This is a genomic window from Massilia sp. UMI-21 (assembly GCA_015277795.1).
Classification (GTDB): Bacteria; Pseudomonadota; Gammaproteobacteria; order Burkholderiales; family Burkholderiaceae_D; genus Telluria.
Genome location: CP063848.1, coordinates 3,269,541 through 3,293,499, shown reverse-complemented (window position 1 = coordinate 3,293,499; position 23,959 = coordinate 3,269,541). Strand labels below are relative to the sequence as shown.

General features: G+C 70.0%; 1 protein-coding gene. It reads left to right on the top strand.

Annotated elements, in window-relative coordinates:
* Nucleotides 1-311 precede the first annotated feature (311 nt).
* Complete coding sequence (locus IM543_14500; protein ID QOY92809.1) at nucleotides 312-23,945, top strand: non-ribosomal peptide synthase/polyketide synthase; 23,634 nt, start codon at nucleotides 312-314, stop codon at nucleotides 23,943-23,945.
* Nucleotides 23,946-23,959 lie beyond the last annotated feature (14 nt).

The window sequence follows — 23,959 nt, the reverse complement described above, 5'->3', positions numbered from 1 at the left end:
TATTTAAAGGCTTTCTCTCATCTGGTCTCGCTTCCCCCCGGCGTCGGTTTTTCCGATCGGCCCGATCATTCAAATCCGGTCACTCTCGTATTCCCTGACTGACTGTATCCCACACTGATTCATGGCTCGGCCGGTATAGCGGCACGATGAATCAGCGTTAGCCCCCTGGATTCGCGCCGCGAGGTAGCGTCACGTCCTTCCATGCCATATGCAATCCGCATGGGCCGTGTCGCGGGCCAGCCGTGCGTCCGTTGGAATTGTGATTTCGGCGCGCGAAACCGCAGCCGCATATTGATCCGCTTGGAGACCCCATGGCCATCTCGAGACTTTCTGAAGTTCAGGCAGAACTGTTTGTCGAGCAGTCGCTCGTTCCTGCCAGTCCCCTCAATAATTTCGCCGCTGCCTATCAGGTGGAGGGGGCGGTCGATGAGCTCGTCCTTCTGCGCGCGATCGACATGACGGTCGCCGCGACCGACATGCTGCGCGCGATGGTACGCGAACGTGAAGGTGGCCAGGTCCAGGAGGTGTTGTCGAGCGTGAATGCACCGATCGCGACACACTGCTTCGACAGCGACGAGGCCTTGCAGGACTGGATGGCGTCGGATTACCAGCGTCCGTTCGAGATGGTCGATGCGCTTCTCTACCGGTTTGCAGTACTGCGTTCGAGAAGCACTCCAGGCAAGCTCATCGTCTATTTCGCGTTTCACCACCTGATCGCCGACGGCTGGTGCGTCTCCGTAATGCTGAAGCGGCTGGCGGAAATCTACAGCGCACTGGAGGCCGGAAAAGCACCGAGGAATGACTATCCGGGCTACCTCGGGTTCATCGAGAACAAGCCTGCCTACGACGACGCCGAGCGCGAACGCGATCTCGCGTTCTGGTCCGGCCATCTGGCCGACCTGCCGCCGGCGGCCTTCCCGCGCCTGCATGGCGGCGACGGCATCGGCCGCGGCGCGGAGGCCACCATCGTGAACATCGAGATTCCAGCCGAGCGATTCGAACGCTTCGCGCGGCAAGGCAAGGCAGCCGGCGGCAGCGCACCCTGGGCGCTGATGGCCGCAATGTATGTGTTCTTTGCACGGCTCCAGGGTGTGGACGACATGGTCATGGGCGTGCCCATGCTGAACCGGGACACCGCCGCCGAGCTGGACACCGTGGGCGTGCTGACGAATATCCTGCCTGTGCGCATCAGTGGCGGCGTTGACCGTTCGTTCGACGACATAGTGCGTGCGATTTCGCGCGAAATCCGACGGGTGTACCGCCACCGGCGGGTGCCGATCACGGCGTTGAACCGCCAACTGGGCTTGTCGCGCTCCGGTCGTGACCAGGTGTTCGAAATCGCGTTCTCCTACATGCGTCAGGCGCACGACGGCGTGAGTTTTGGCGCCGCACCGGCGCATACCCAGTTGTTCCTGAACCGGCACCAGCGTTCGGCCTTGCAGATCTACGTGCGCGAGTGGACGCAGGGTGGACCTGTGCTGCTGGACCTGGTGTGCGGCGCACCGCATTTCGATCCTACCTCTGTCGAGCGCATGGCCGAACGCGTGAACACGTTCCTGGACACGCTCGCAAACGACTGGACGCAGAAGCTGGGCCAGATTCCCCTGATGCCCGCGGCCGAGCGCACGCAGCTGCTGGTGGAATGGAACGACACCGCGGCCGGCTGGCCGCAGGAGCGCTGCCTGCACGCGTTGTTCGCCGAACAGGCGGCGCGCACGCCGGAGGCCTTGGCCCTGATCGACGCGGCCGGCCAACTGAGCTACGCCGAACTCGATCGCCGCAGCAACCAGCTGGCGCACCACCTGCAGACGCTGGGCATCGGCCCGGAACGCCTGGTCGGCGTGGGCATGGAACGCTCACGCGAGCTGGCGGTGGCGGTGCTGGCCGTGCTCAAGGCCGGCGGCGCCTACCTGCCGCTGGACCCGAGCTACCCGGCCGAGCGCCTGGCCTACATGCTCGAGGATTCAGGCGCGGCGCTGGTGCTGACCCGCCAGGCGCTGGCCGCGCGCCTGCCGCTGGAGGGCAGGCAGGTGCTGTGCGTCGATGCCGAGCAGGACGCGATCGCGGCCCGGCCGGAGACGGCGCCGGCCGCCGCGGCCACGGCGCACAACCTGGCCTACGTGATCTATACCTCGGGCTCGACCGGCAAGCCGAAGGCGGTCGGGGCGCCGCACGCGGGGATGGTCAACCGCATCGCGGCCGATGCGGCGATCGCCGGCAGCGATGCCGCCGACGTGTTCTGCCAGAAGACCTCGATCGGCTTCGTCGACGCGGTGCAGGAGCTGTTCGGCCCGCTGCTGTTGGGCCGGGCGCTGGTGGTGGCGGACGACGAGACCGCGCGCAGCCCGCAGGCGCTGGCGGCGCTGTTGGCCGCGAGCGGGGTGACGCGTTTGGTGACGGTGCCGTCGCTGGCGCAGGCGATGGCCGAGGCGCCGGACGCGGCGCGCCAACTGGCCGGACTGCGCCAGTGGACGCTGTCGGGCGAAGCCTTGAATGCGGACGTGCTGGCGCAGCTGGCGCAGGCGCTGCCGGGTTGCCGCTTCGTCAACCTGTACGGCTCGACCGAGGTGGCGGCCGACGCCACCATGTACCTGGCGCGCGGCGACGAGCGCGGCGTGGCGCCGATCGGCCGGCCGATCGCGAACGTGCGGGCGTATGTGCTGGACGGCGCGATGAACCTGGCCCCGGTGGGCGTGGTGGGCGAACTGCACGTCGGCGGGGCCGGGCTGGCGCGCGGCTACCTGGGACGTGGTGGCTTGGGACGCGGCGGCCTGACGGCCGAGCGCTTCGTGGCCGACCCCTTCGGCGAGGCCGGGGCGCGCCTGTACCGCACCGGCGACCTGGCGCGCTACCGCGCCGACGGCACGCTGGAATACATGGGCCGGCAAGACCACCAGGTCAAGATCCGTGGCTTCCGCATCGAGCTGGGCGAAATCGAGGCGGCGCTGCGCGCGCATCCCGCGGTGGCGCAGGCGGTGGTGGTGGCGCTGGACGAGGCGGGTGGGGGCAGGCGCCTGGCGGGCTACGTGGTCGGCACGGTCGATGGCGGCGAACTGCGCGCGCACCTGCTGCGCAGCCTGCCGGAGTACATGGTGCCGGCGGTGTTCGTGCAGCTGGATGCGCTGCCGCTGTCGCCGAACGGCAAGGTGGACCGCAAGGCGCTGCCGGCGCCGCAGGCGCAGGCGGCCGGCGACGCCCACGTGGCGCCGCGCACACCGCTGGAAGAGACCCTGGCGGCGATCTGGAGCGAAGTGCTGGAAGTCGGGCAGATCGGCATCCACGACAACTTCTTCGAGCTGGGCGGGCACTCGCTGATGGCGGCGCGGGTGGTGGCGAGGATCCGCGACAGCTTCGGTGTCGAGCTGCCCCTGCGTACCGTGTTCGAGGCGGCGACAGTGGCCCAGCTGGGGGAACGCATCGAAGACCTGCGCGAGGAAAGCCAGGGTCTGGTGGTGACGCCGCTGGTAGCGCAATTGCGCGACGATCGCGCGCCGCTTTCCTTCTCCCAGGAGCGCCTGTGGTTCCTGGAACAGCTGGAGCAGCTCGGCGGTACCTATAACGAATCGCTGTCCTTCCGCCTGGTTGGCGCACTGGAAGTCGATGCGCTCGAGCGCAGCTTCACCGAGATGATCCGCCGCCACGAGACCTTGCGCACGCGCGTGGAGTCGGTGGAGGGGGAGGGCTGGCAGGTGGTGGAGCCGGCGCGGCCGTTCCGACTGACCACGATCGATCTGACCGGCATGGCTGGCGAAGCACGCGACGCCGAGCTCGAACGCCTGACGCAGTCGGAGATGCTGCGCCCATTCGACCTCGGGCACAGCCCGCTGTTCCGAGCCACGCTGTTCCGCCTGGAGCAGGACGCGAACCTGCTCCTGATCACCCTGCACCACATCATTTCCGATGGCTGGTCGCTGCGCGTGGTCCTCACGCGTGAACTGCAGGCGCTGTACGCCGCCAATGTTACCGGACGTCCCTCGCCGCTGCCGGAACTGCCGGTCCAGTATGCCGATTACGCCATGTGGCAGCGCGAGTGGCTGCATGGCGAAGCGCTGGGGCGCCAGCTGTCGTACTGGAAGTCGCAGCTGAGTGGTGCGCCCGCCGCGCTGGAGCTGCCGACCGACCGTCCACGCCCCTCGGTGAAAAGCTATGCGGGCCGTCGGCTGCCGATCGATCTTTCGCCCGCGCTCAGCGCCGCGGTGACCCGGCTCGCGCACCACGCCGGCGCCACGCCGTTCATGGTGCTCATGGCCTCGTTCCAGCTATTGCTCTCGCGCTGGAGTGGACAGGACGACATCGTCGTGGGTTCGCCGATTGCAGGTCGCAGCGCGCGCCAGACCGAAGGCCTGATCGGTTTCTTCGTCAATATGCTGGCCTACCGCAGCCGTCTCGACGGCGACGCCAGTTTCCGCGACCTTCTTGCGCAAGTGAAAAGCACGGCCTTGGCCAACTATGCGCACCAGGACCTGCCGTTCGAGAAGCTGGTGCAGGAGCTGCAGCCGGTGCGCGACCTGAGCCGCCATCCCCTGTTCCAGGTGACGTTCGCCTTGCAGAACGTGCCGGAGCAATTCCTGAATCTCGACTCGATCGCGCTGACGGCGGTCTACGGCGAGAACACCACCGCCAAGTTCGACCTCTTCCTGCAGATGGTCGAAACCCCGGACGGGATGCAGGGCTTCTTCGAATACGCGACCGACCTGTTCGACCGTTCCACGATCGAACGGATGGCGCGCCACTTCGGGAACCTGGTGGCGGCCGTGGTCGCCGAGCCCGACGCGGCGATCGGCACGCTGCCGATGCTGGACGCGGACGAGCGCGAACGGCTGCTGGTCGAATGGAACCGCAGCGCCGCGCCGTTCCCGGCGGAGCAGGGGCTGTACGCGCGCTTTGCCGAACAGGTGGCGCGCGATGCGGCGGCGGTCGCGGTGGTCGACGACGGGCGTGACCATTCCTACGGCGAGCTGGATGCCTGGAGCGGACGGATCGCGGCGGCGCTGCAGGCGCAGGGCCTGCGCGCGGGTGAAGCGGTCGGCCTGTCGGGCCAGCGCTCGGCCGCGATGGTGGCCGGCATGCTGGGCATCGTGCGCGCAGGCGGCGCCTACCTGCCGCTCGACCCGGACTACCCGGCCGAGCGCCTGGCCTTCATGGCCGCCGACGCCGGTCTGCGCATGATGGTCGGCGCGCCGGGCGGGGCTGCGCTGGACGGGCTGGCGCTGGTCGATACCGGCGCCGTGCCGGACGCCGTTCCCGCCGACGCGCCGGCGCTGGGCGGCGACGCCCCGGCCTGCATCATCTACACCTCCGGTTCGACCGGCACGCCGAAAGGCACGCTGGTGCCGCAGCGCGCCGTGATGCGCCTGGTGGTCGGCTGCGACTACGTGAGCTTCGGCCCTGGCGACCGGGTCGCCCACCTGGCCAGCCCCTCGTTCGACGCCACCAGCTTCGAGCTGTGGGGGCCGCTGCTCAACGGCGGCACGGCGGTCGTGATCGAGCGCGACACGGTGCTGTCGCCGGCCGCGTTCGCGCAGGCGCTGCAAGAACGCGCCATCGACACCGCGTTCGTGACGACGGCGCTGTTCAACCTGGTGGCGCAAGGGGCGCCGGATGCCTTCGCCGGCATGCGCGCCGTGCTGTTCGGCGGCGAGGCGGTCGATCCAAGCATGGTGCGCGCCGTGCTGCAGGGCGGCGCCCCGCAGCGCCTGCTGCACGTGTACGGACCGACCGAGGTCACCACCTTCAGCTGCTGGCATGCGGTCGATGCGGTTCCCGAACAGGCCGCGACGGTGCCGATCGGGCGTCCGCTGGCCAACGGCAGCTGCCATGTGCTGGACGGGCACATGCAGCCGGTGCCGGTGGGCGTGGTCGGCGAGCTGTACCTGGGCGGGGCCGGACTGGCGCACGGCTACCTGGCGCGCGGCGGGATGAGCGCGGCGCGTTTCGTCGCCGATCCGTTCGGCGCGCCAGGCGCGCGCCTGTACCGCACCGGCGACTTGGTGCGCCGGACGGCGCAGGGCGAGATCGTGTACGTGGGGCGGATCGACCACCAGGTCAAGATCCGCGGTTTCCGTATCGAGCCGGGCGAGGTCGAGGCGGCGCTGCGCGCGCATGCCGCGGTCGGTCAGGCCCTGGTGATGGTGGACGAGGGCCCGACGGGCAAGCGCCTGGTGGCCTACGTGGTGGCCGATACTGGCATGGCCGAGCTGCGCAGCTACCTGAAAGACAGGCTGCCCGAATACATGGTGCCGGCGGTCTTCGTGGCCCTGGCCGCGATGCCGCTCACACCGAATGGCAAGGTCGACCGCAAGGCGCTGCCGGCGCCGGACGGACATGCGTCCGGGGCCGCCTACATCGCCCCGCGCACGCCTGCGGAAACGACGCTGGCGGCGATCTGGAGCGAAGTGCTCGGTGTCGAGCAGGTCGGCATCCAGGACAACTTCTTCGAACTGGGCGGACACTCGCTGATGGCAACCCGGGTCGTCGCCCGTATCCGGGACGCGTTCGCAGTCGATCTCCCGCTACGTGGGGTATTCGAGGCGCCGACTGTCGAAGCGCAGGTGCGCCGTATCGAAGAGGCACGGCGGGAAGGGCAGGGACTCGTGCTGCCGCCCCTGCTTGCGCAGGAACGCGGCGATCGTTCCGCGCCGTCGTTTGCGCAAGAACGGCTGTGGTTCCTGGAGCAAATGGAGGAATTGAGCTCCGCTTACCACGTACCTGCCGCCTATTATTTGGAAGGAACCCCGGACCTCGAGGCCCTCGAGCGCAGCCTCGCCGAGCTCGTGAACCGGCACGAAAGTCTGCGCACCCGTTTCGAAACGGTGGGCGGTAAGAGCCTGCAAGTGATCGAGCCGTCGGGCAGTTTCGCGCTCGTCCGCAAGGACTTGACGCGCGTGCCGCCGCAGCAGCAGGCGGATGCCGTCCGGCTCGCCCTGCGCGAGGAAATGTGGCGGCCGTTCAACCTGTCGCGCGGTCCGCTGTTCCGCGTCGCGCTGCTGGCGCTGAACGCGGAGCGTCACGTGCTCGTGGTCACCATGCACCACATCGTTTCGGATGGTTGGTCGATGGGCGTGCTGCTCGATGAACTGGGTACTCTGTACACAGCCCAGGTATGCGGCCGCTCGTCGCCGCTGGCGGGGCTGCCGGTCCAGTATGCCGACTACGCGCTGTGGCAGCGCGAGTGGCTGCAAGGCGAGGTGCTGGAGCGTCAGCTGGCATACTGGAAGAAGCAACTCACCGGCGCACCGGCCGCGTTGACCTTGCCGGCCGACCGTGAACGTCCGGCCGTGCCCAGCTACGATGGCGGCTGGCTGCCGCTGTCCTTGCCGTCTCACCTGTCCCGCGCAGTCGGGCAACTGGCGCGCGCCGAAGGCGCGACGCCGTTCATGGTTCTGCTGGCGACGTTCCAGCTGCTGCTGGCGCGCTGGAGCGCACAGGACGACATCGTGGTCGGCTCGCCGATCGCCGGACGCACGGAGCGCCAGACCGAAGGCCTGATCGGCTTCTTCGTCAATACCCTGGTGTTCCGCGCCCACGTCGGACAGGATATGAGCGTACGCGAGTTGCTCGCGCAGGTGCGTGAGACCTCCCTGGGGGCGTACGCCCACCAGGACCTGCCCTTCGAGAAGCTGGTGCAGGAACTGCAGCCGGTGCGCGACCTGAGCCGCCACCCGGTGTTCCAGGCCATGTTCGCGCTGCAGAACGTGCCTCATCATCCGCTCGAGCTGGCCGGATTGGCCATCGAGCCGGTAGCGGGCGGCCAGGCCGCCGCGAAGTTCGACCTGTTCATGGAGCTGGTCGAAACCCCGGACGGATTGCGCGGTGCGATCGAATATGCCACCGACCTGTTCGACGTGGCGACCGTGGAGCGCATGGCGCGCCACTTCGAGACCCTGCTGGCGGCGATCGTGGCCGACCCGGACCGCAGCATCGGCGCCCTGCCGATGCTGGACCAGGCCGAGCGCGCGCAGCTGCTGGTGGAGTGGAACGACACGACGGCCGGCTGGCCGCACGAGCGCTGCCTGCACGCGCTGTTCGCCGAACAGGCGGCGCGCACGCCGGAGGCCGTGGCCTTGGTCGACGCGGCCGGCCAACTGAGCTACGCCGAACTCGATCGCCGCAGCAACCAGCTGGCGCACCACCTGCAGGCGCTGGGCGTCGGCCCGGAACGCCTGGTCGGCGTGGGCATGGAACGCTCGCGCGAGCTGGCGGTGGCGGTGCTGGCCGTGCTCAAGGCCGGCGGCGCCTATCTGCCGCTGGACCCGAACTACCCGGCCGAGCGCCTGGCCTACATGCTCGAGGATTCAGGCGCGGCGCTGGTCCTGACCCGCCAGGCGCTGGCGGGGCACCTGCCGCTGGAGGGCAGGCAGGTGCTGTGCGTCGATGCCGAGCAGGACGCGATCGCGTCCCGGCCGGAGACGGCGCCGGCCTGCGCGGCCACGGCGCACAACCTGGCCTACGTGATCTACACCTCGGGCTCGACCGGCAAGCCGAAGGCGGTCGGGGCGCCGCACGCGGGGATGGTCAACCGCATCGCGGCCGATGCGGCGATCGCCGGCAGCGACGCCGACGACGTGTTCTGCCAGAAGACCTCGATCGGCTTCGTCGACGCGGTCCAGGAGCTGTTCGGCCCGCTGCTGCTGGGCCGTGCGCTGGTGGTGGCGGACGACGAGACCGCGCGCAGTCCGCAGGCGCTGACGGCGCTGCTGGCGGCGCACGGGGTGACGCGCCTGGTGACGGTGCCGTCGCTGGCGCAGGCGATGGCCGAGGCGCCGGACGCGGCGCGCCAGTTGGCCGGACTGCGCCAGTGGACGCTGTCGGGCGAAGCCCTGAATGCGGACGTGCTGGCGCAGCTGGCGCAGGCGCTGCCGGGTTGCCGCTTCGTCAACCTGTACGGCTCGACCGAGGTGGCGGCCGACGCCACCATGTACGTGGCGCGCGGCGACGAGCGCGGCGTGGCGCCGATCGGCCGGCCGATCGCGAACGTGCGGGCGTATGTGCTGGACGGCGCGATGAACCTGGCCCCGGTGGGGGTGGTGGGCGAACTGCACGTCGGCGGGGCCGGGCTGGCGCGCGGCTACCTGGGACGTGGTGGCTTGGGACGCGGCGGCCTGACGGCCGAGCGCTTCGTGGCCGATCCGTTCGGCGAGGCCGGCGCGCGCCTGTACCGCACCGGCGACCTGGCGCGCTACCGCGCCGACGGCACGCTGGAATACATGGGCCGCCAAGACCATCAGGTCAAGATCCGCGGCTTCCGTATCGAGCTGGGCGAGATCGAGGCGGCGCTGCGCGCGCATCCCTCGGTGGCGCAGGCGGTGGTGGTGGCGCTGGACGAGGCGGGCGGTGGCAGGCGCCTGGCGGGCTACGTGGTCGGCACGGTCGATGGCGGCGAGCTGCGCGCGCACCTGCTGCGCAGCCTGCCGGAGTACATGGTGCCGGCGGTGTTAGTGCAGCTGGATGCGCTGCCGCTGTCGCCGAACGGCAAGGTGGACCGCAAGGCGCTGCCGGCGCCGCAGGCGCAGGCAGCCGGCGACGCCCACGTGGCGCCGCGCACGCCGCTGGAAGAGACCCTGGCGGCGATCTGGAGCGAAGTGCTGGAAGTCGGGCAGATCGGCATCCACGACAACTTCTTCGAGCTGGGCGGGCACTCGCTGATGGCGGCGCGGGTGGTGGCGAGGATCCGCGACAGCCTGGCGGTCGAGCTGCCGCTGCGCATCGTGTTCGAAGCGGCGACCGTCGAATCGCTGGCGCACCGCATCGAAGCGCTGCGCCAGGAAGACCAGGGACTGGTGCTGCCGCCGCTGCTGGCGCAGCCGCGCGACGACCGTTCCCCGGCCTCGTTCTCGCAGGAGCGCCTGTGGTTCCTGGAGCAGCTCGAGGAACTGGGACAGGCCTACCATGAAGTTCTGTCGTTCCGCCTGGAGGGAGAGCTGGACGTCCCCGCCATGGAGCGCAGCATCACCGAGCTCATCCGGCGCCACGAGACCCTGCGCACGCGCTTCGAAACCGTGGACGGCATGGGTATTCAGGTGATCGCGCCGCCGCGCCAATTTCACCTGCCGGAAGTCGACCTGATCGGCCTCCCGCAGGACCAGCGCCAGGTGCGGCTGGACATGCTGGTCCTGGAAGAAAAGCGGCGCTCTTTCGACCTCGGGCGCGGACCGCTGTTCCGTGCAGCCCTGTTCCGCCTGGCGGAACAGGAGAACGTACTGGTCATCACGATGCACCATTCGATCTGCGACGGCTGGTCGCTGCGCGCGGTGCTGACCCGTGAACTGCAGGCGCTGTACGGGGCCTACGTCAGCGGGCGGCCGTCGCCGCTGCCGGAGCTGCCGATCCAGTATGCCGACTACGCGCTGTGGCAGCGCGGCTGGCTGCAGGGCGAAGTGCTGGAGCGCCAGCTGGCGTACTGGAAGGGCCAGCTGGCCGGCGCCCCGGCGGCGCTGGAACTGCCGACCGACCATCCGCGTCCGGCCGTGCAGAGCTTCCGCGGCAGCCGGCTGGAGCTGAAGCTGCCGGTGCAGCTCTCCGACAGCCTGGCGGCGCTGGCACGCAACGAAGGCAGCACCATGTTCATGGTCCTGCTGGGCGGGTTCCAGCTGCTGCTGTCGCGCTGGAGCGGACAGGACGACGTCGTGGTCGGTTCGCCGATCGCCGGGCGCAGCGCGCGCCAGACTGAAGGCCTGATCGGCTTCTTCGTCAATACGCTGGTATTCCGTGCGCGCCTGTCGGGCGATATCAGCTTCCGCGAGCTGCTGGCGGGCGTGAAGGAGTCCGCGCTGGGTGCGTACGCGCACCAGGACCTGCCGTTCGAGAAGCTGGTGCAGGAACTGCAGCCGGTGCGTGACCTGAGCCGCCAACCCGTATTCCAGGCGATGTTCGCGTTGCAGAATGTGCCGCAACAGCTCCTTGCCTTGGAAGGCCTGAGCCTGAGCCCCCTGGTGAGCGACCAGGGATCGGCGAAATTCGACCTGTTCCTGGAGCTGGTGGAAACCCAGGACGGGGTGCAGGGTTCGCTGGAATACGCCACCGACCTGTTCGAGGTGGAAACCGTCGAGCGCATGGCGCGCCACTTCGAAACCCTGCTGGCGGCGATCGTGGCCGACCCGGACCGCAGCATCGGCACCCTGCCGCTGCTGGACCAGGCCGAGCGCGCGCAGCTGCTGGTTGAATGGAACGACACGGCGGCCGGCTGGCCGCAGGATCGCTGCCTGCACGCGCTGTTCGCCGAACAGGCTGCGCGCACGCCGGAGGCCGTGGCGCTGATCGACGCGGCCGGCCAACTGAGCTACGCCGAACTCGATCGCCGCAGCAACCAGCTGGCGCACCACCTGCAGGCGCTGGGGGTCGGTCCGGAGTGCCTGGTCGGCGTGGGCATGGAACGCTCGCGCGAGCTGGCGGTGGCGGTGCTGGCCGTGCTCAAGGCCGGCGGCGCCTACCTGCCGCTGGACCCGAGCTACCCGGTCGAGCGCCTGGCCTACATGCTCGAGGATTCGGGTGCGGCGCTGGTGCTGACCGTCCAGGCGCTGGCCGCGCACCTGCCGCTGGAGGGCAGGCAGGTGCTGTGCGTCGATGCCGAGCAGGACGCGATCGCGGCCTGGCCGGAGACGGCGCCGGCTTGCGCGGTCATGGCGCACAACCTGGCCTACGTGATCTATACCTCGGGCTCGACCGGCAAGCCGAAGGCGGTCGGGGCGCCGCACGCGGGGATGGTCAACCGCATCGCGGCCGATGCGGCGATCGCCGGCAGCGACGCCGACGACGTGTTCTGCCAGAAGACCTCGATCGGCTTCGTCGATGCGGTGCAGGAGCTGTTCGGCCCGCTGCTGCTGGGCCGGGCGCTGGTGGTGGCGGACGACGAGACCGCGCGCAGTCCGCAGGCGCTGGCGGCGCTGCTGGCGGCGAGCGGGGTGACGCGCCTGGTGACGGTGCCGTCGCTGGCGCAGGCGATGGCCGAGGCGCCGGACGCGGCGCGCCAGTTGGCCGGACTGCGCCAGTGGACGCTGTCGGGCGAAGCCTTGAATGCGGACGTGCTGGCGCAGCTGGCGCAGGCGCTGCCGGGTTGCCGCTTCGTCAACCTGTACGGCTCGACCGAGGTGGCGGCCGACGCCACCATGTACGTGGCGCGCGGCGACGAGCGCGGCGTGGCGCCGATCGGCCGGCCGATCGCGAACGTGCGGGCGTATGTGCTGGACGGCGCGATGAACCTGGCCCCGGTGGGGGTGGTGGGCGAACTGCACGTCGGCGGGGCCGGGCTGGCGCGCGGCTACCTGGGACGTGGTGGCCTGACGGCCGAGCGCTTCGTGGCCGATCCGTTCGGCCAGGCCGGGGCGCGTCTATACCGCACCGGCGACCTGGCGCGCTACCGCGCCGACGGCACGCTGGAATACATGGGCCGGCAAGACCACCAGGTCAAGATCCGTGGCTTCCGCATCGAGCTGGGCGAGATCGAGGCGGCGCTGCGCGCGCATCCCGCGGTGGCGCAGGCGGTGGTGGTGGCGCTGGACGAGGCGGGCGGAGGCAGGCGCCTGGCGGGCTACGTGGTCGGCACGGTCGATGGCGGCGAACTGCGCGCGCACCTGCTGCGCAGCCTGCCGGAGTACATGGTGCCGGCGGTGTTCGTGCAGCTGGATGCGCTGCCGCTGTCGCCGAACGGCAAAGTGGACCGCAAGGCGCTGCCGGCGCCGCAGGCGCAGGCGGCCGGCGACACCCACGTGGCGCCGCGCACGCCGCTGGAAGAGACCCTGGCGGCGATCTGGAGCGAAGTGCTGGAAGTCGAGCAGATCGGCATCCACGACAACTTCTTCGAGCTGGGCGGGCACTCGCTGATGGCGGCGCGGGTGGTGGCGAGGATCCGCGACAGCCTGGCGGTCGAGCTGCCGCTGCGCATCGTGTTCGAAGCGGCCACCGTCGAATCGCTGGCGCACCGCATCGAAGCGCTGCGCCAGGAAGACCAGGGACTGGTGCTGCCGCCGCTGCTGGCGCAACTGCGCGACGACCGTTCCCCGGCCTCGTTCTCGCAGGAGCGCCTGTGGTTCCTGGAGCAGCTCGAGGAGCTGGGACAGGCTTACCATGAAGTCCTGTCGTTCCGCCTGTCGGGCGCGCTCGAGCTCCCGGCGCTGGAACGCGCATTCACGGAACTGGTGCGTCGTCACGAAACCTTGCGCACCCACTTCGAGACCGTCGAGGGCAAGGGCGTGCAGGTAGTGGAACCGGCACGGGCCTTCCACTTCGCGCTGTTCGACCTGTCCGGGGAGCCGGAGGCGGAGCGCGAGGCAAGGATGGTGGAGCTGGTCCTGAACGAACAGAAGCGTTCGTTCGACCTCGGCCGAGGACCACTGTTCCGTGCGGCGCTGCTGTGCCTCTCGGACCGCGAACATGTCCTGACGATTACGATGCACCATTCGATCTGCGACGGCTGGTCGCTGCGCGCGGTGCTGACCCGTGAACTGCAGGCGCTGTACGGGGCCTACGTCAGCGGGCGGCCGTCGCCGCTGCCGGAACTGCCGATCCAGTATGCCGACTACGCGCTGTGGCAGCGCGGCTGGCTGCAGGGAGAGGCGCTGGAGCGCCAGCTGGCGTTCTGGAAGGACAAGTTGGCCGGTGCCCCGGCCGCACTGGAGTTGCCGACCGACCGTCCGCGTCCGGCCGTGCAAAGCTTCCGCGGCAGCCGGCTGGAGCTGAAGCTGCCGGTGCAGCTCTCCGACAGCCTGGCGGCGCTGGCGCGCAACGAAGGCAGCACCCTGTTCATGGTGTTGTTGGCAAGCTACCAGCTCCTGCTGTCGCGCTGGAGCGGGCAGGACGACATCGTGGTCGGTTCGCCGATCGCCGGGCGCAGCGCGCGCCAGACCGAAGGCCTGATCGGCCTGTTCGTCAACACGCTGGTGTTCCGTTCGCGCCTGTCGGGCGATATCAGCTTCCGCGAGCTGCTGGCGGGCGTGAAGGAGTCCGCGCTGGGCGCGTACGCGCACCAGGACCTGCCGTTCGAGAAGCTGGTGCAGGAACTGCAGCCGGTGCGCGACCTGAGCCGCCAGCCCGTGTTCCAGACCATGTTCGCGCTGCAGAACGTTCCGCAACAGCTCCTCAGCCTGCAGGACGTCGAACTGCGTCCGCTGACTGGGGGGCATTCGGCTGCGAAATTCGACCTGTTCCTGGAGCTGGTGGAAACCCAGGACGGGGTGCAGGGTTCGCTGGAATACGCCACCGACCTGTTCGAGGTGGAGACCGTCGAGCGCATGGCGCGCCACTTCGAGACCCTGCTGGCGGCGATCGTGGCCGACCCTGACCGCAGCATCGGCACCCTGCCGCTGCTGGACCAGGCCGAGCGCGCGCAGCTGCTGGAGGAATGGAACGACACCGCGGCCGGCTGGCCCCAGGAGCGCTGCCTGCACGCGCTGTTCGCCGAACAGGCGGCGCGCACGCCGGAGGCCGTGGCGCTGGTCGACGCCGCCGGCCAGCTGAGCTACGCCGAACTCGATCGCCGCAGCAACCAGCTGGCGCACCACCTGGAGACGCTGGGCGTCGGTCCGGAGCGCCTGGTCGGCGTGGGCATGGAACGCTCGCGCGAACTGGCGGTGGCGGTGCTGGCCGTGCTCAAGGCCGGCGGCGCCTACCTGCCGCTGGACCCGAGCTACCCGGCCGAGCGCCTGGCCTACATGCTCGAGGATTCGGGCGCGGCGCTGGTGCTGACCCGCCAGGCGCTGGCGGGGCACCTGCCGCTGGAGGGCAGGCAGGTGCTGTGCGTCGATGCCGAGCAGGACGCGATCGCGGCCTGGCCGGAGACGGCGCCGGCCTGCGCGGCCACGGCGCACAACCTGGCCTACGTGATCTACACCTCGGGCTCGACCGGCAAGCCGAAGGCGGTCGGGGCGCCGCACGCGGGGATGGTCAACCGCATCGCGGCCGATGCGGCGATCGCCGGCAGCGATGCCGCCGATGTGTTCTGCCAGAAGACTTCGATCGGCTTCGTCGACGCGGTGCAGGAGCTGTTCGGCCCGCTGCTGCTGGGCCGGGCGCTGGTGGTGGCGGACGACGAGACCGCGCGCAGTCCGCAGGCGCTGGCGGCGCTGCTGGCGGCGCACGGGGTGACGCGCCTGGTGACGGTGCCGTCGCTGGCGCAGGCGATGGCCGAGGCGCCGGACGCGGCGCACCAGCTGGCCGGACTGCGCCAGTGGACGCTGTCGGGCGAAGCCCTGAATGCGGACGTGCTGGCGCAGCTGGCGCAGGCGCTGCCGGGTTGCCGCTTCGTCAACCTGTACGGCTCGACCGAGGTGGCGGCCGACGCCACCATGTACGTGGCGCGCGGCGACGAGCGCGGCGTGGCGCCGATCGGCCGGCCGATCGCGAACGTGCGGGCGTATGTGCTGGACGGCGCGATGAACCTGGCCCCGGTGGGGGTGGTGGGCGAACTGCACGTCGGCGGGGCCGGGCTGGCGCGCGGCTACCTGGGACGTGGTGGCTTGGGACGCGGCGGCCTGACGGCCGAGCGCTTCGTGGCCGACCCGTTCGGCCAGGCCGGGGCGCGCCTGTACCGCACCGGCGACCTGGCGCGCTACCGCGCCGACGGCACGCTGGAATACATGGGCCGGCAAGACCACCAGGTCAAGATCCGTGGCTTCCGCATCGAGCTGGGCGAGATCGAGGCGGCGCTGCGCGCGCATCCCGCGGTGGCGCAGGCGGTGGTGGTGGCGCTGGACGAGGCGGGCGGAGGCCGGCGCCTGGCGGGCTACGTGGTCGGCACGGTCGATGGCGGCGAGCTGCGCGCGCACCTGCTGCGCAGCCTGCCGGAATACATGGTGCCGGCGGTGTTCGTGCAGCTGGATGCGCTGCCGCTGTCGCCGAACGGCAAGGTGGACCGCAAGGCGCTGCCGGCGCCGCAGGCGCAGACGGCCGGCGACGCCCACGTGGCGCCGCGCACGCCGCTGGAAGAGACCCTGGCGGCGATCTGGAGCGAAGTGCTGGAAGTCGAGCAGATCGGCATCCACGACAACTTCTTCGAGCTGGGCGGGCACTCGCTGATGGCGGCGCGGGTGGTGGCGAGGATCCGCGACAGCCTGGCGGTCGAGCTACCGCTGCGCATCGTGTTCGAAGCGGCGACCGTCGAATCGCTGGCGCACCGCATCGAAGCGCTGCGCCAGCAAGACCAGGGACTGGTGCTGCCGCCGCTGCTGGCGCAGCTGCGCGACGACCATTCGCCGATGTCGTTCGCCCAGGAGCGCCTGTGGTTCCTCGAGCAGCTCGAGCACCTTGGGGGCACCTACAACGAATCGCTGTTGTTCCGGCTGGACGGCGACCTCGAGATTCCTGCGCTGGAACGCGCGTTCACGGAACTGGTGCGGCGCCACGAAACCTTGCGCACCCGTTTCGAAACGGTCGACGGCGAAGGCGTCCAGGTGGTCGACCCACCGCGGCCGGTGCTGATGGCCATGACCGACCTGTCGGGCCATCGGGGGGAGCAGCGCGAAGCGGCCCTGGCCGCCATGGTGCAAAGCGACATGCAGCGCGTGTTCGACCTGGCGCGCGGCCCGCTGTTCAGGGCAACGCTGTATTGCCTGGAACAGGAATCGCACGTGCTGTTGATATCGATGCACCACGTGATTTCCGACGGCTGGTCGATGCGCGTCGTGCTGACCCGCGAATTGCAGGCACTGTACGACGCTTACCTGGCCGGCCGGCCGTCGCCGCTGCCGGAACTGCCGATCCAGTATGTCGACTACGCGCTGTGGCAGCGCGGCTGGCTGCAGGGCGACGTGCTGGAGCGCCAGCTGGCGTACTGGAAGGGCCAGCTGGCCGGGGCTCCGGCGGCGCTGGAACTGCCGACCGACCGCACGCGTCCACCGATGCAGAGTTTCCGCGGCCGCCGCCTGCCGGTGACGCTGCCGCGCGCGCTGTCCGATTCGGTCGGGGAACTCGCACGTAGCGCGGGCGCCACCCCGTTCATGGTACTGCTGGCGGCGTTCCAGCTGCTGCTGTCGCGCTGGAGCGGACAGGACGACATCGTGGTCGGTTCGCCGATCGCCGGCCGCACCGCGCGCCAGACGGAGGGCCTGATCGGCTTCTTCGTCAACATGCTGGCCTACCGCAGCAAGCTGTCGAGCGACCCGAGCTTCCGTACCTTGCTGGGACGGGTGAAGGAAACGGCCCTGGGCGGATACGCCCACCAGGACCTGCCGTTCGAGAAGCTGGTGCAGGAATTGCATCCGGCGCGCGACCTGAGCCGCCAGCCGCTGTTCCAGGTGGCCTTCGCCCTGCAAAACGTGCCCCAGCAGCTGCTCGACCTGGAAGGCCTGCGCCTGGTGCCTGTCGAGTCCGAGCACACCAGCGCGAAATTCGACCTTTACCTGCAAATGGTCGAGACGTCGGAAGGCATCGAAGGCACGCTCGAATATGCGAGCGACCTGTTCGAGGCCGCCACCATCGAGCGCATGATCGGCCACTTCACGACCCTGTTGCAGTCGATCGTCGCCGATCCGGACTGCCGGGTCGGGGCCCTTGAGATGCTTGGCGAGGCCGAGCGCGCACGCCTGCTGGTGGAGTGGAATGATACCGACACGGCCGAGCCGCAGGCGCAGACGCTGCACCAGCTGTTCGCGGCGCAGGCGCGCCGGCGGCCGGCGGCACCCGCCCTGGTCCACGGCGGCGCGACCTGGAGCTACGCCGAACTCGACCGGCGTAGCAACCAGCTGGCGCACCGCCTGCAGGCGCTCGGCGTCGGAACCGAGAGCGTGGTGGCCCTGAGTGTGGAGCGCTCGTTCGACCTGGCTCTGGGGATCCTCGCGATCCTGAAGGCCGGCGGCGCCTACCTGCCGCTGGACCCGAATTACCCGGCCGAGCGCCTGGCCTACATGCTCGAGGATTCCCGTGCCGCGCTGGTGCTGACCCAGACCGGCGTCGCGGCGCGGCTGCCGGTGCACGGCAAGCCCGCCCTGACCATCGACGAGGACCGGGACGCGATCGCGTCGTGCCCGGCGACGCCGCCGGCATGCGCGGTCGATGCGGACAACCTGGCCTACGTGATCTACACTTCCGGTTCGACAGGCCGCCCGAAAGCCAGTGCGCTGGCGCATCGCGGCGCCACCAGGCTGGCCGCGGCTGCCGACTGCTTCGGCATCGGCGCCGCCAGCCGGATGCTGCAGTTCGCCTCGATCAGCTTCGACGCCGCGGTATGGGAGTGCATTTCCGCCCTCTGCAACGGTGCCGCCCTCTATACGGCCGACAGCGAGACGCTGACGTCGGCGGCCGCGCTGACCGGCCTGCTGGAGTCGCAGGCAATCACCCACGCCCTGTTGCCGCCGTCGCTGCTGCCGGCGTTGCGGACGGAACTCTTGACTTCCCTGGAGTGCCTGGTGGTGGGCGGTGAAGCGCTGCCGCTCGACGTTGCCGGACAGTGGTCGGCCGGGCGCCGGCTGATCAATGCCTACGGGCCAACCGAGTGCACCGTCATGGTCAGCTACGCCGAGATCCACCCCGACGCGTCGGCGGTACCGATCGGGCGCCCGCTGCAGAACGTGCGGGTCTACGTGCTCGATGCGCGGATGGCGCCCACGCCGGTCGGGGTCCCCGGCGAACTATACGTGGGCGGGGCCGGCGTCGGCCGCGGCTACCTGCATCGTCCGGGCTTGACCGCGGAGCGCTTCGTCGCCTCGCCATTCGGCGCCGGCGATCGCCTGTACCGTACCGGCGACCGCGTGCGCTGGGGCGCGGACGGGCAGCTGGAATACCTGGGCCGTCTCGACCACCAGGTCAAGATCCGCGGCTTCCGCATCGAACTCGGCGAAGTCGAAGCAGCGCTGCGGGCCAGCCCCGCAGTGCGCCAGGCGGTCGTCACGGCGGTGAGCGACGATGCCGGCAACAAGCGCCTGCTGGCATATGTCGTCGGCGACGCCGACACCGCCGAACTGAAGGCGCATCTGCAGGAGCTGCTGCCGGAATACATGGTGCCCTCGGTGATCATGGTGCTCGACGCCTTGCCGTTGACGGGCAACGGCAAGGTGGACTACAAGCTGCTGCCGGCGCCGGAAGGGCGCCTGGACGGCGTCGATTTCGTGGCCCCTCGCAGCGATACCGAGCAAGCGCTGGCGGCGATCTGGAGCGACGTGCTGAAGATCGACCGCATTGGCGTGCATGACAACTTCTTCGAGTTGGGCGGCGACTCGATCCAGTCGATCAAGGTCGTGGCGCGCGCCGCAGCCGCCGGGATCAAGGTCACGGTGCGCCAGATCTTCGACCACCAGACCGTGGCCGGCCTGGCCGGCGTGGCGAGCGCGGTGAACCTTGCCGCGGGCGAGCAGGGCGCGGTCGAGGGCAGCGTGCCGCTCACGCCGATCCAGCGCTGGTTCTTCGACGGCGAACGCGCGGAGCACAATCATTTCAACCAGGCTTTCCTGCTCGAGACAGGCGAAGCGCTGTCGCTCGGGGCGATGGAGCGGGCGCTCCAGGCCGTGATCCGCCACCACGACGCCCTGCGCCTGCGCTTCGCCCGGAACGGCGCCGGCTGGGAACAGCACCACGACGCACATCCGGCCGCGCTCCACATCGAGCCGATCGACCTCGGCGCGCTCGACGCCGCGGCGCAGGACGCAGCCCTGGCCGATGCTGCGCAGCGCCTGCACGCCAGCCTCGACGTGACGGCCGGCCCGCTGCTGCGCGCGGCCCTGGTCGACCTTGGCGCCGGGCGCGGACAGCGCCTGCTGCTGGTCGTCCACCACCTGGTGGTCGACATCGTCTCGTGGGGACCGATGCTCGAGGACCTGCAGACCGCTTATGCGCAGCTGCGCGACGGGGTGCCGGTCGTGCTGCCGGCCAAGACGACCTCGTTCAAGTCCTGGTCCGAGCGGCTGCTGGCGTACGGCCAGTCGGCGGCGGCGCAAGACGAGGCCGCTTATTGGCTCGACTTGCCGTGGCATCGCAGCCCCGCGCTGCCGGTCGACCATGCCGGCGGCGGCAACGAGGTCGCAGCGGCAGGCACCATCGAGCTCGTGCTCGGCGCGGACGAGACCGAAGCGCTGCTGCGTGACGTGCCGGGCGTCTACCATACGCACATCAACGACGCGCTGCTGGCGGCGGTGGCCATCGCCTTCGCGGAGTGGACCGGCGGCCCGGCGCTGTCGGTGGCTCTGGAAGGCCATGGACGCGAAGACCTGTTCCACGATGTCGATCTGTCGCGTACGGTCGGCTGGTTTACCAGCATGTATCCGGCGCTGCTCGACCTCGGCGGTGCGCGCGATCCGGGCGCCGTGCTGAAGGCGGTCAAGGAGCAGCTGCGCGGCGTGCCGAACCGGGGGATCGGTTTCGGCGTCCTGAGCTACCTGGCCGGCGACGAACGGATCCGTGCGCTGCCGCAGCCGGAGGTCAGCTTCAACTACCTGGGGCAGCTGGGTGACGCGATCTCCAGCGGCAAGCTGTTGACGATCGCGCGCGAGGATAGCGGTCCGCTGCGCAGTGCGAGAGGCGAGCGCAAGCAGCTGATCGATATCGAGGCGAGCGTCATCGATGGCCGCCTGCACATGGGGTGGACCTATGGCGCGGCGCTGCACGATGAGTCGACCATCGCACGGCTGGCCGCGCGTTGCGTGGCCGCGCTGCAGGAATTGATCGCGCACTGCAGCACCAGCGAGGGCGGGTACACGCCGTCCGACTTCCCGCTGGTGCGCCTCGACCAGCCGGCCCTCGACGCCATCGTGGCGATGCTGGGCGGCGCGAAAGCGGTACAGGACGTTTATCCGCTGTCGCCGCTGCAGCAGGGCATGCTGTTCCATTGCCAGTACATGCCGCACGCGCCGCTGTACGTGACGACGCTGAGCTGGCGCTTCACGGGCCCGCTCGACGCCAGCGCCTTCCAGCGCGCATGGCAGCATGTGGTCGACCGCCACGACGTGCTGCGTACGGGCTTCGTCGGCGACTACCTGAAGTCGCCGCTGCAGGTGGTCATGCGGCGGGCCGCGGTGCCCTTTGAAGCTCACGACTGGAGCGACATGCCGGAAGCGGCTTCGATGGAGCGGCTGCTCGCCTTGCAGAAGTCGGACCGCGAACGCGGGTTCGACGTGATGCGGGCGCCGCTGATGCGGCTGTCGCTGGTGAAGACGGCGCCGCAGGTGCATTACATGCTGTGGACCCATCATCACATCATCCTCGACGGCTGGTCCCTGCCGGTCCTGCTGGGCGAAGTCTTCGCCGCCTACGAGGCGTGCACGCGCCAGCAGTCGCTGGAAGTGGCGGCGGTGCGTCCGTACCGCGAATACATCGGCTGGCTGCTGGACCAGGACGCGGCCGCCGCGGACGCATACTGGCGCCGCCAGATGGACGGATTCGACACCCCCACCCGCATCGGCGTGGAGCGTCCGGCCTCGAACCTGACGCTGGTGGGCGACCAGCATGCAGAGCTCGACCACAAGTTCGGGATCGACTACGGCCTGCTCGAAGCGTTCGGCCGGAAGCACCAGGTAACGGTCAACACCCTGGTGCAGGCCACCTGGGCAATCCTGCTGAGTCGTTACAGCGGACATGACGACGTGGTGTTCGGCGTGACACTGTCTGTGCGTCCGGTCGAACTCGCGGACAGCGACAGCCGGGTCGGCTGCTTCGTCAATACGCTTCCGCTGCGTATCGGCATCGACCACGGCATGCCGCTCCACCGTTGGCTGGCCGAGGTGCAACGCAGCCAGAGCGAGTTGTTCGAGTACCAGTACACACCGCTGGTCGACGTCCAGCGGCTCAGCGCAATGGCGCCGGGCGCCTCGCTGTTCGAGACCATCATGGTATTCGAGAACTACCCTGGCGAAATCGGCGCGGTCGCGCAGGCGAAGTCCGAGATCCAGGTCGATGGCATTCAAATGGTCGAGCGGCCGCACTATCCGCTCAACCTGACCTTCTTCCCGCGCGACGCCTTGTCCCTGACCGTCACCTACGACAGGGGGCATTTCGCAGCGGCGGCCGTCGAGCGCATCGTGCGCCACTTCGAGACCCTGCTGGCGGCGATCGTGGCCGACCCGGACCGCAGCATCGGCACCCTGCCGATGCTGGACCAGGCCGAGCGCGCGCAGCTGCTGGTGGAATGGAACGACACGGCGGCCGGCTGGCCGCAGGAGCGCTGCCTGCACGCGCTGTTCGCCGAACAGGCTGCGCGCACGCCGGAGGCCGTGGCGCTGACCGACGCGGCCGGCCAACTGAGCTACGCCGAACTCGATCGCCGCAGCAACCAGCTGGCGCACCACCTGCAGGCGCTGGGCGTCGGCCCGGAACGCCTGGTCGGCGTGGGCATGGAACGCTCGCGCGAGCTGGCGGTGGCGGTGCTGGCCGTGCTCAAGGCCGGCGGCGCATACCTGCCGCTGGACCCGAGCTACCCGGCCGAGCGCCTGGCCTACATGCTCGAGGATTCGGGTGCGGCGCTGGTGCTGACCGTCCAGGCGCTGGCCGCGCACCTGCCGCTGGAGGGCAGGCAGGTGCTGTGCGTCGATGCCGAGCAGGACGCGATCGCGGCCTGGCCGGAGACGGCGCCGGCTTGCGCGGTCATGGCGCACAACCTGGCCTACGTGATCTATACCTCGGGCTCGACCGGCAAGCCGAAGGCGGTCGGGGCGCCGCACGCGGGGATGGTCAACCGCATCGCGGCCGATGCGGCGATCGCCGGCAGCGATGCCGCCGATGTGTTCTGCCAGAAGACCTCGATCGGCTTCGTCGACGCGGTGCAGGAGCTGTTCGGCCCGCTGCTGCTGGGCCGTGCGCTGGTGGTGGCGGACGACGAGACCGCGCGCAGTCCGCAGGCGCTGGCGGCGCTGCTGGCGGCGCACGGGGTGACGCGCCTGGTGACGGTGCCGTCGCTGGCACAGGCGATGGCCGAGGCGCCGGACGCGGCGCGCCAGCTGGCCGGACTGCGCCAGTGGACGCTGTCGGGCGAAGCCTTGAATGCGGACGTGCTGGCGCAGCTGGCGCAGGCGCTGCCGGGTTGCCGCTTCGTCAACCTGTACGGCTCGACCGAGGTGGCGGCCGACGCCACCATGTACGTGGCGCGCGGCGACGAGCGCGGCGTGGCGCCGATCGGCCGGCCGATCGCGAACGTGCGGGCGTATGTGCTGGACGGCGCGATGAACCTGGCCCCGGTGGGGGTGGTGGGCGAACTGCACGTCGGCGGGGCCGGGCTGGCGCGCGGCTACCTGGGACGTGGTGGCTTGGGACGCGGCGGCCTGACGGCCGAGCGCTTCGTGGCCGATCCGTTCGGCGAGGCCGGCGCGCGCCTGTACCGCACCGGCGACCTGGCGCGCTACCGCGCCGACGGCACGCTGGAATACATGGGCCGCCAAGACCATCAGGTCAAGATCCGCGGCTTCCGTATCGAGCTGGGCGAGATCGAGGCGGCGCTGCGCGCGCATCCGGCGGTGGCGCAGGCGGTGGTGGTGGCGCTGGACGAGGCGGGCGGTGGCAGGCGCCTGGCGGGCTACGTGGTCGGCACGGTCGATGGCGGCGAGCTGCGCGCGCACCTGCTGCGCAGCCTGCCGGAGTACATGGTGCCGGCGGTGTTCGTGCAGCTGGATGCGCTGCCGCTGTCGCCGAACGGCAAGGTGGACCGCAAGGCGCTGCCGGCGCCGCAGGCGCAGGCAGCCGGCGACGCCCACGTGGCGCCGCGCACGCCGCTGGAAGAGACCCTGGCGGCGATCTGGAGCGAAGTGCTGGAAGTCGGGCAGATCGGCATCCACGACAACTTCTTCGAGCTGGGCGGGCACTCGCTGATGGCGGCGCGGGTGGTGGCGAGGATCCGCGACACGCTCGGCGTGGAGGTACCGTTGCGGGCAATGTTCGAGCTGCCGACGATCGAGGCGCAGGCCGAGTTCATTATCGCCGACACCTTGTCGATGATGGACGCGGAGGAGGGCGCGGGCGGCGAGGCTGGGGATGGCTTCGAGATCCAGGCCGGGGAGGACGACGATGCGCCTCGTGGGTTCGAACACTTCGGCTTTTAAAACAGGGTCATGAT

Excerpts from the sequence above, each read along its gene's own strand:
- IM543_14500 (QOY92809.1), top strand. The coding sequence starts at position 312 with ATGGCCATCTCGAGACTTTCTGAAGTTCAGGCAGAACTGTTTGTCGAG.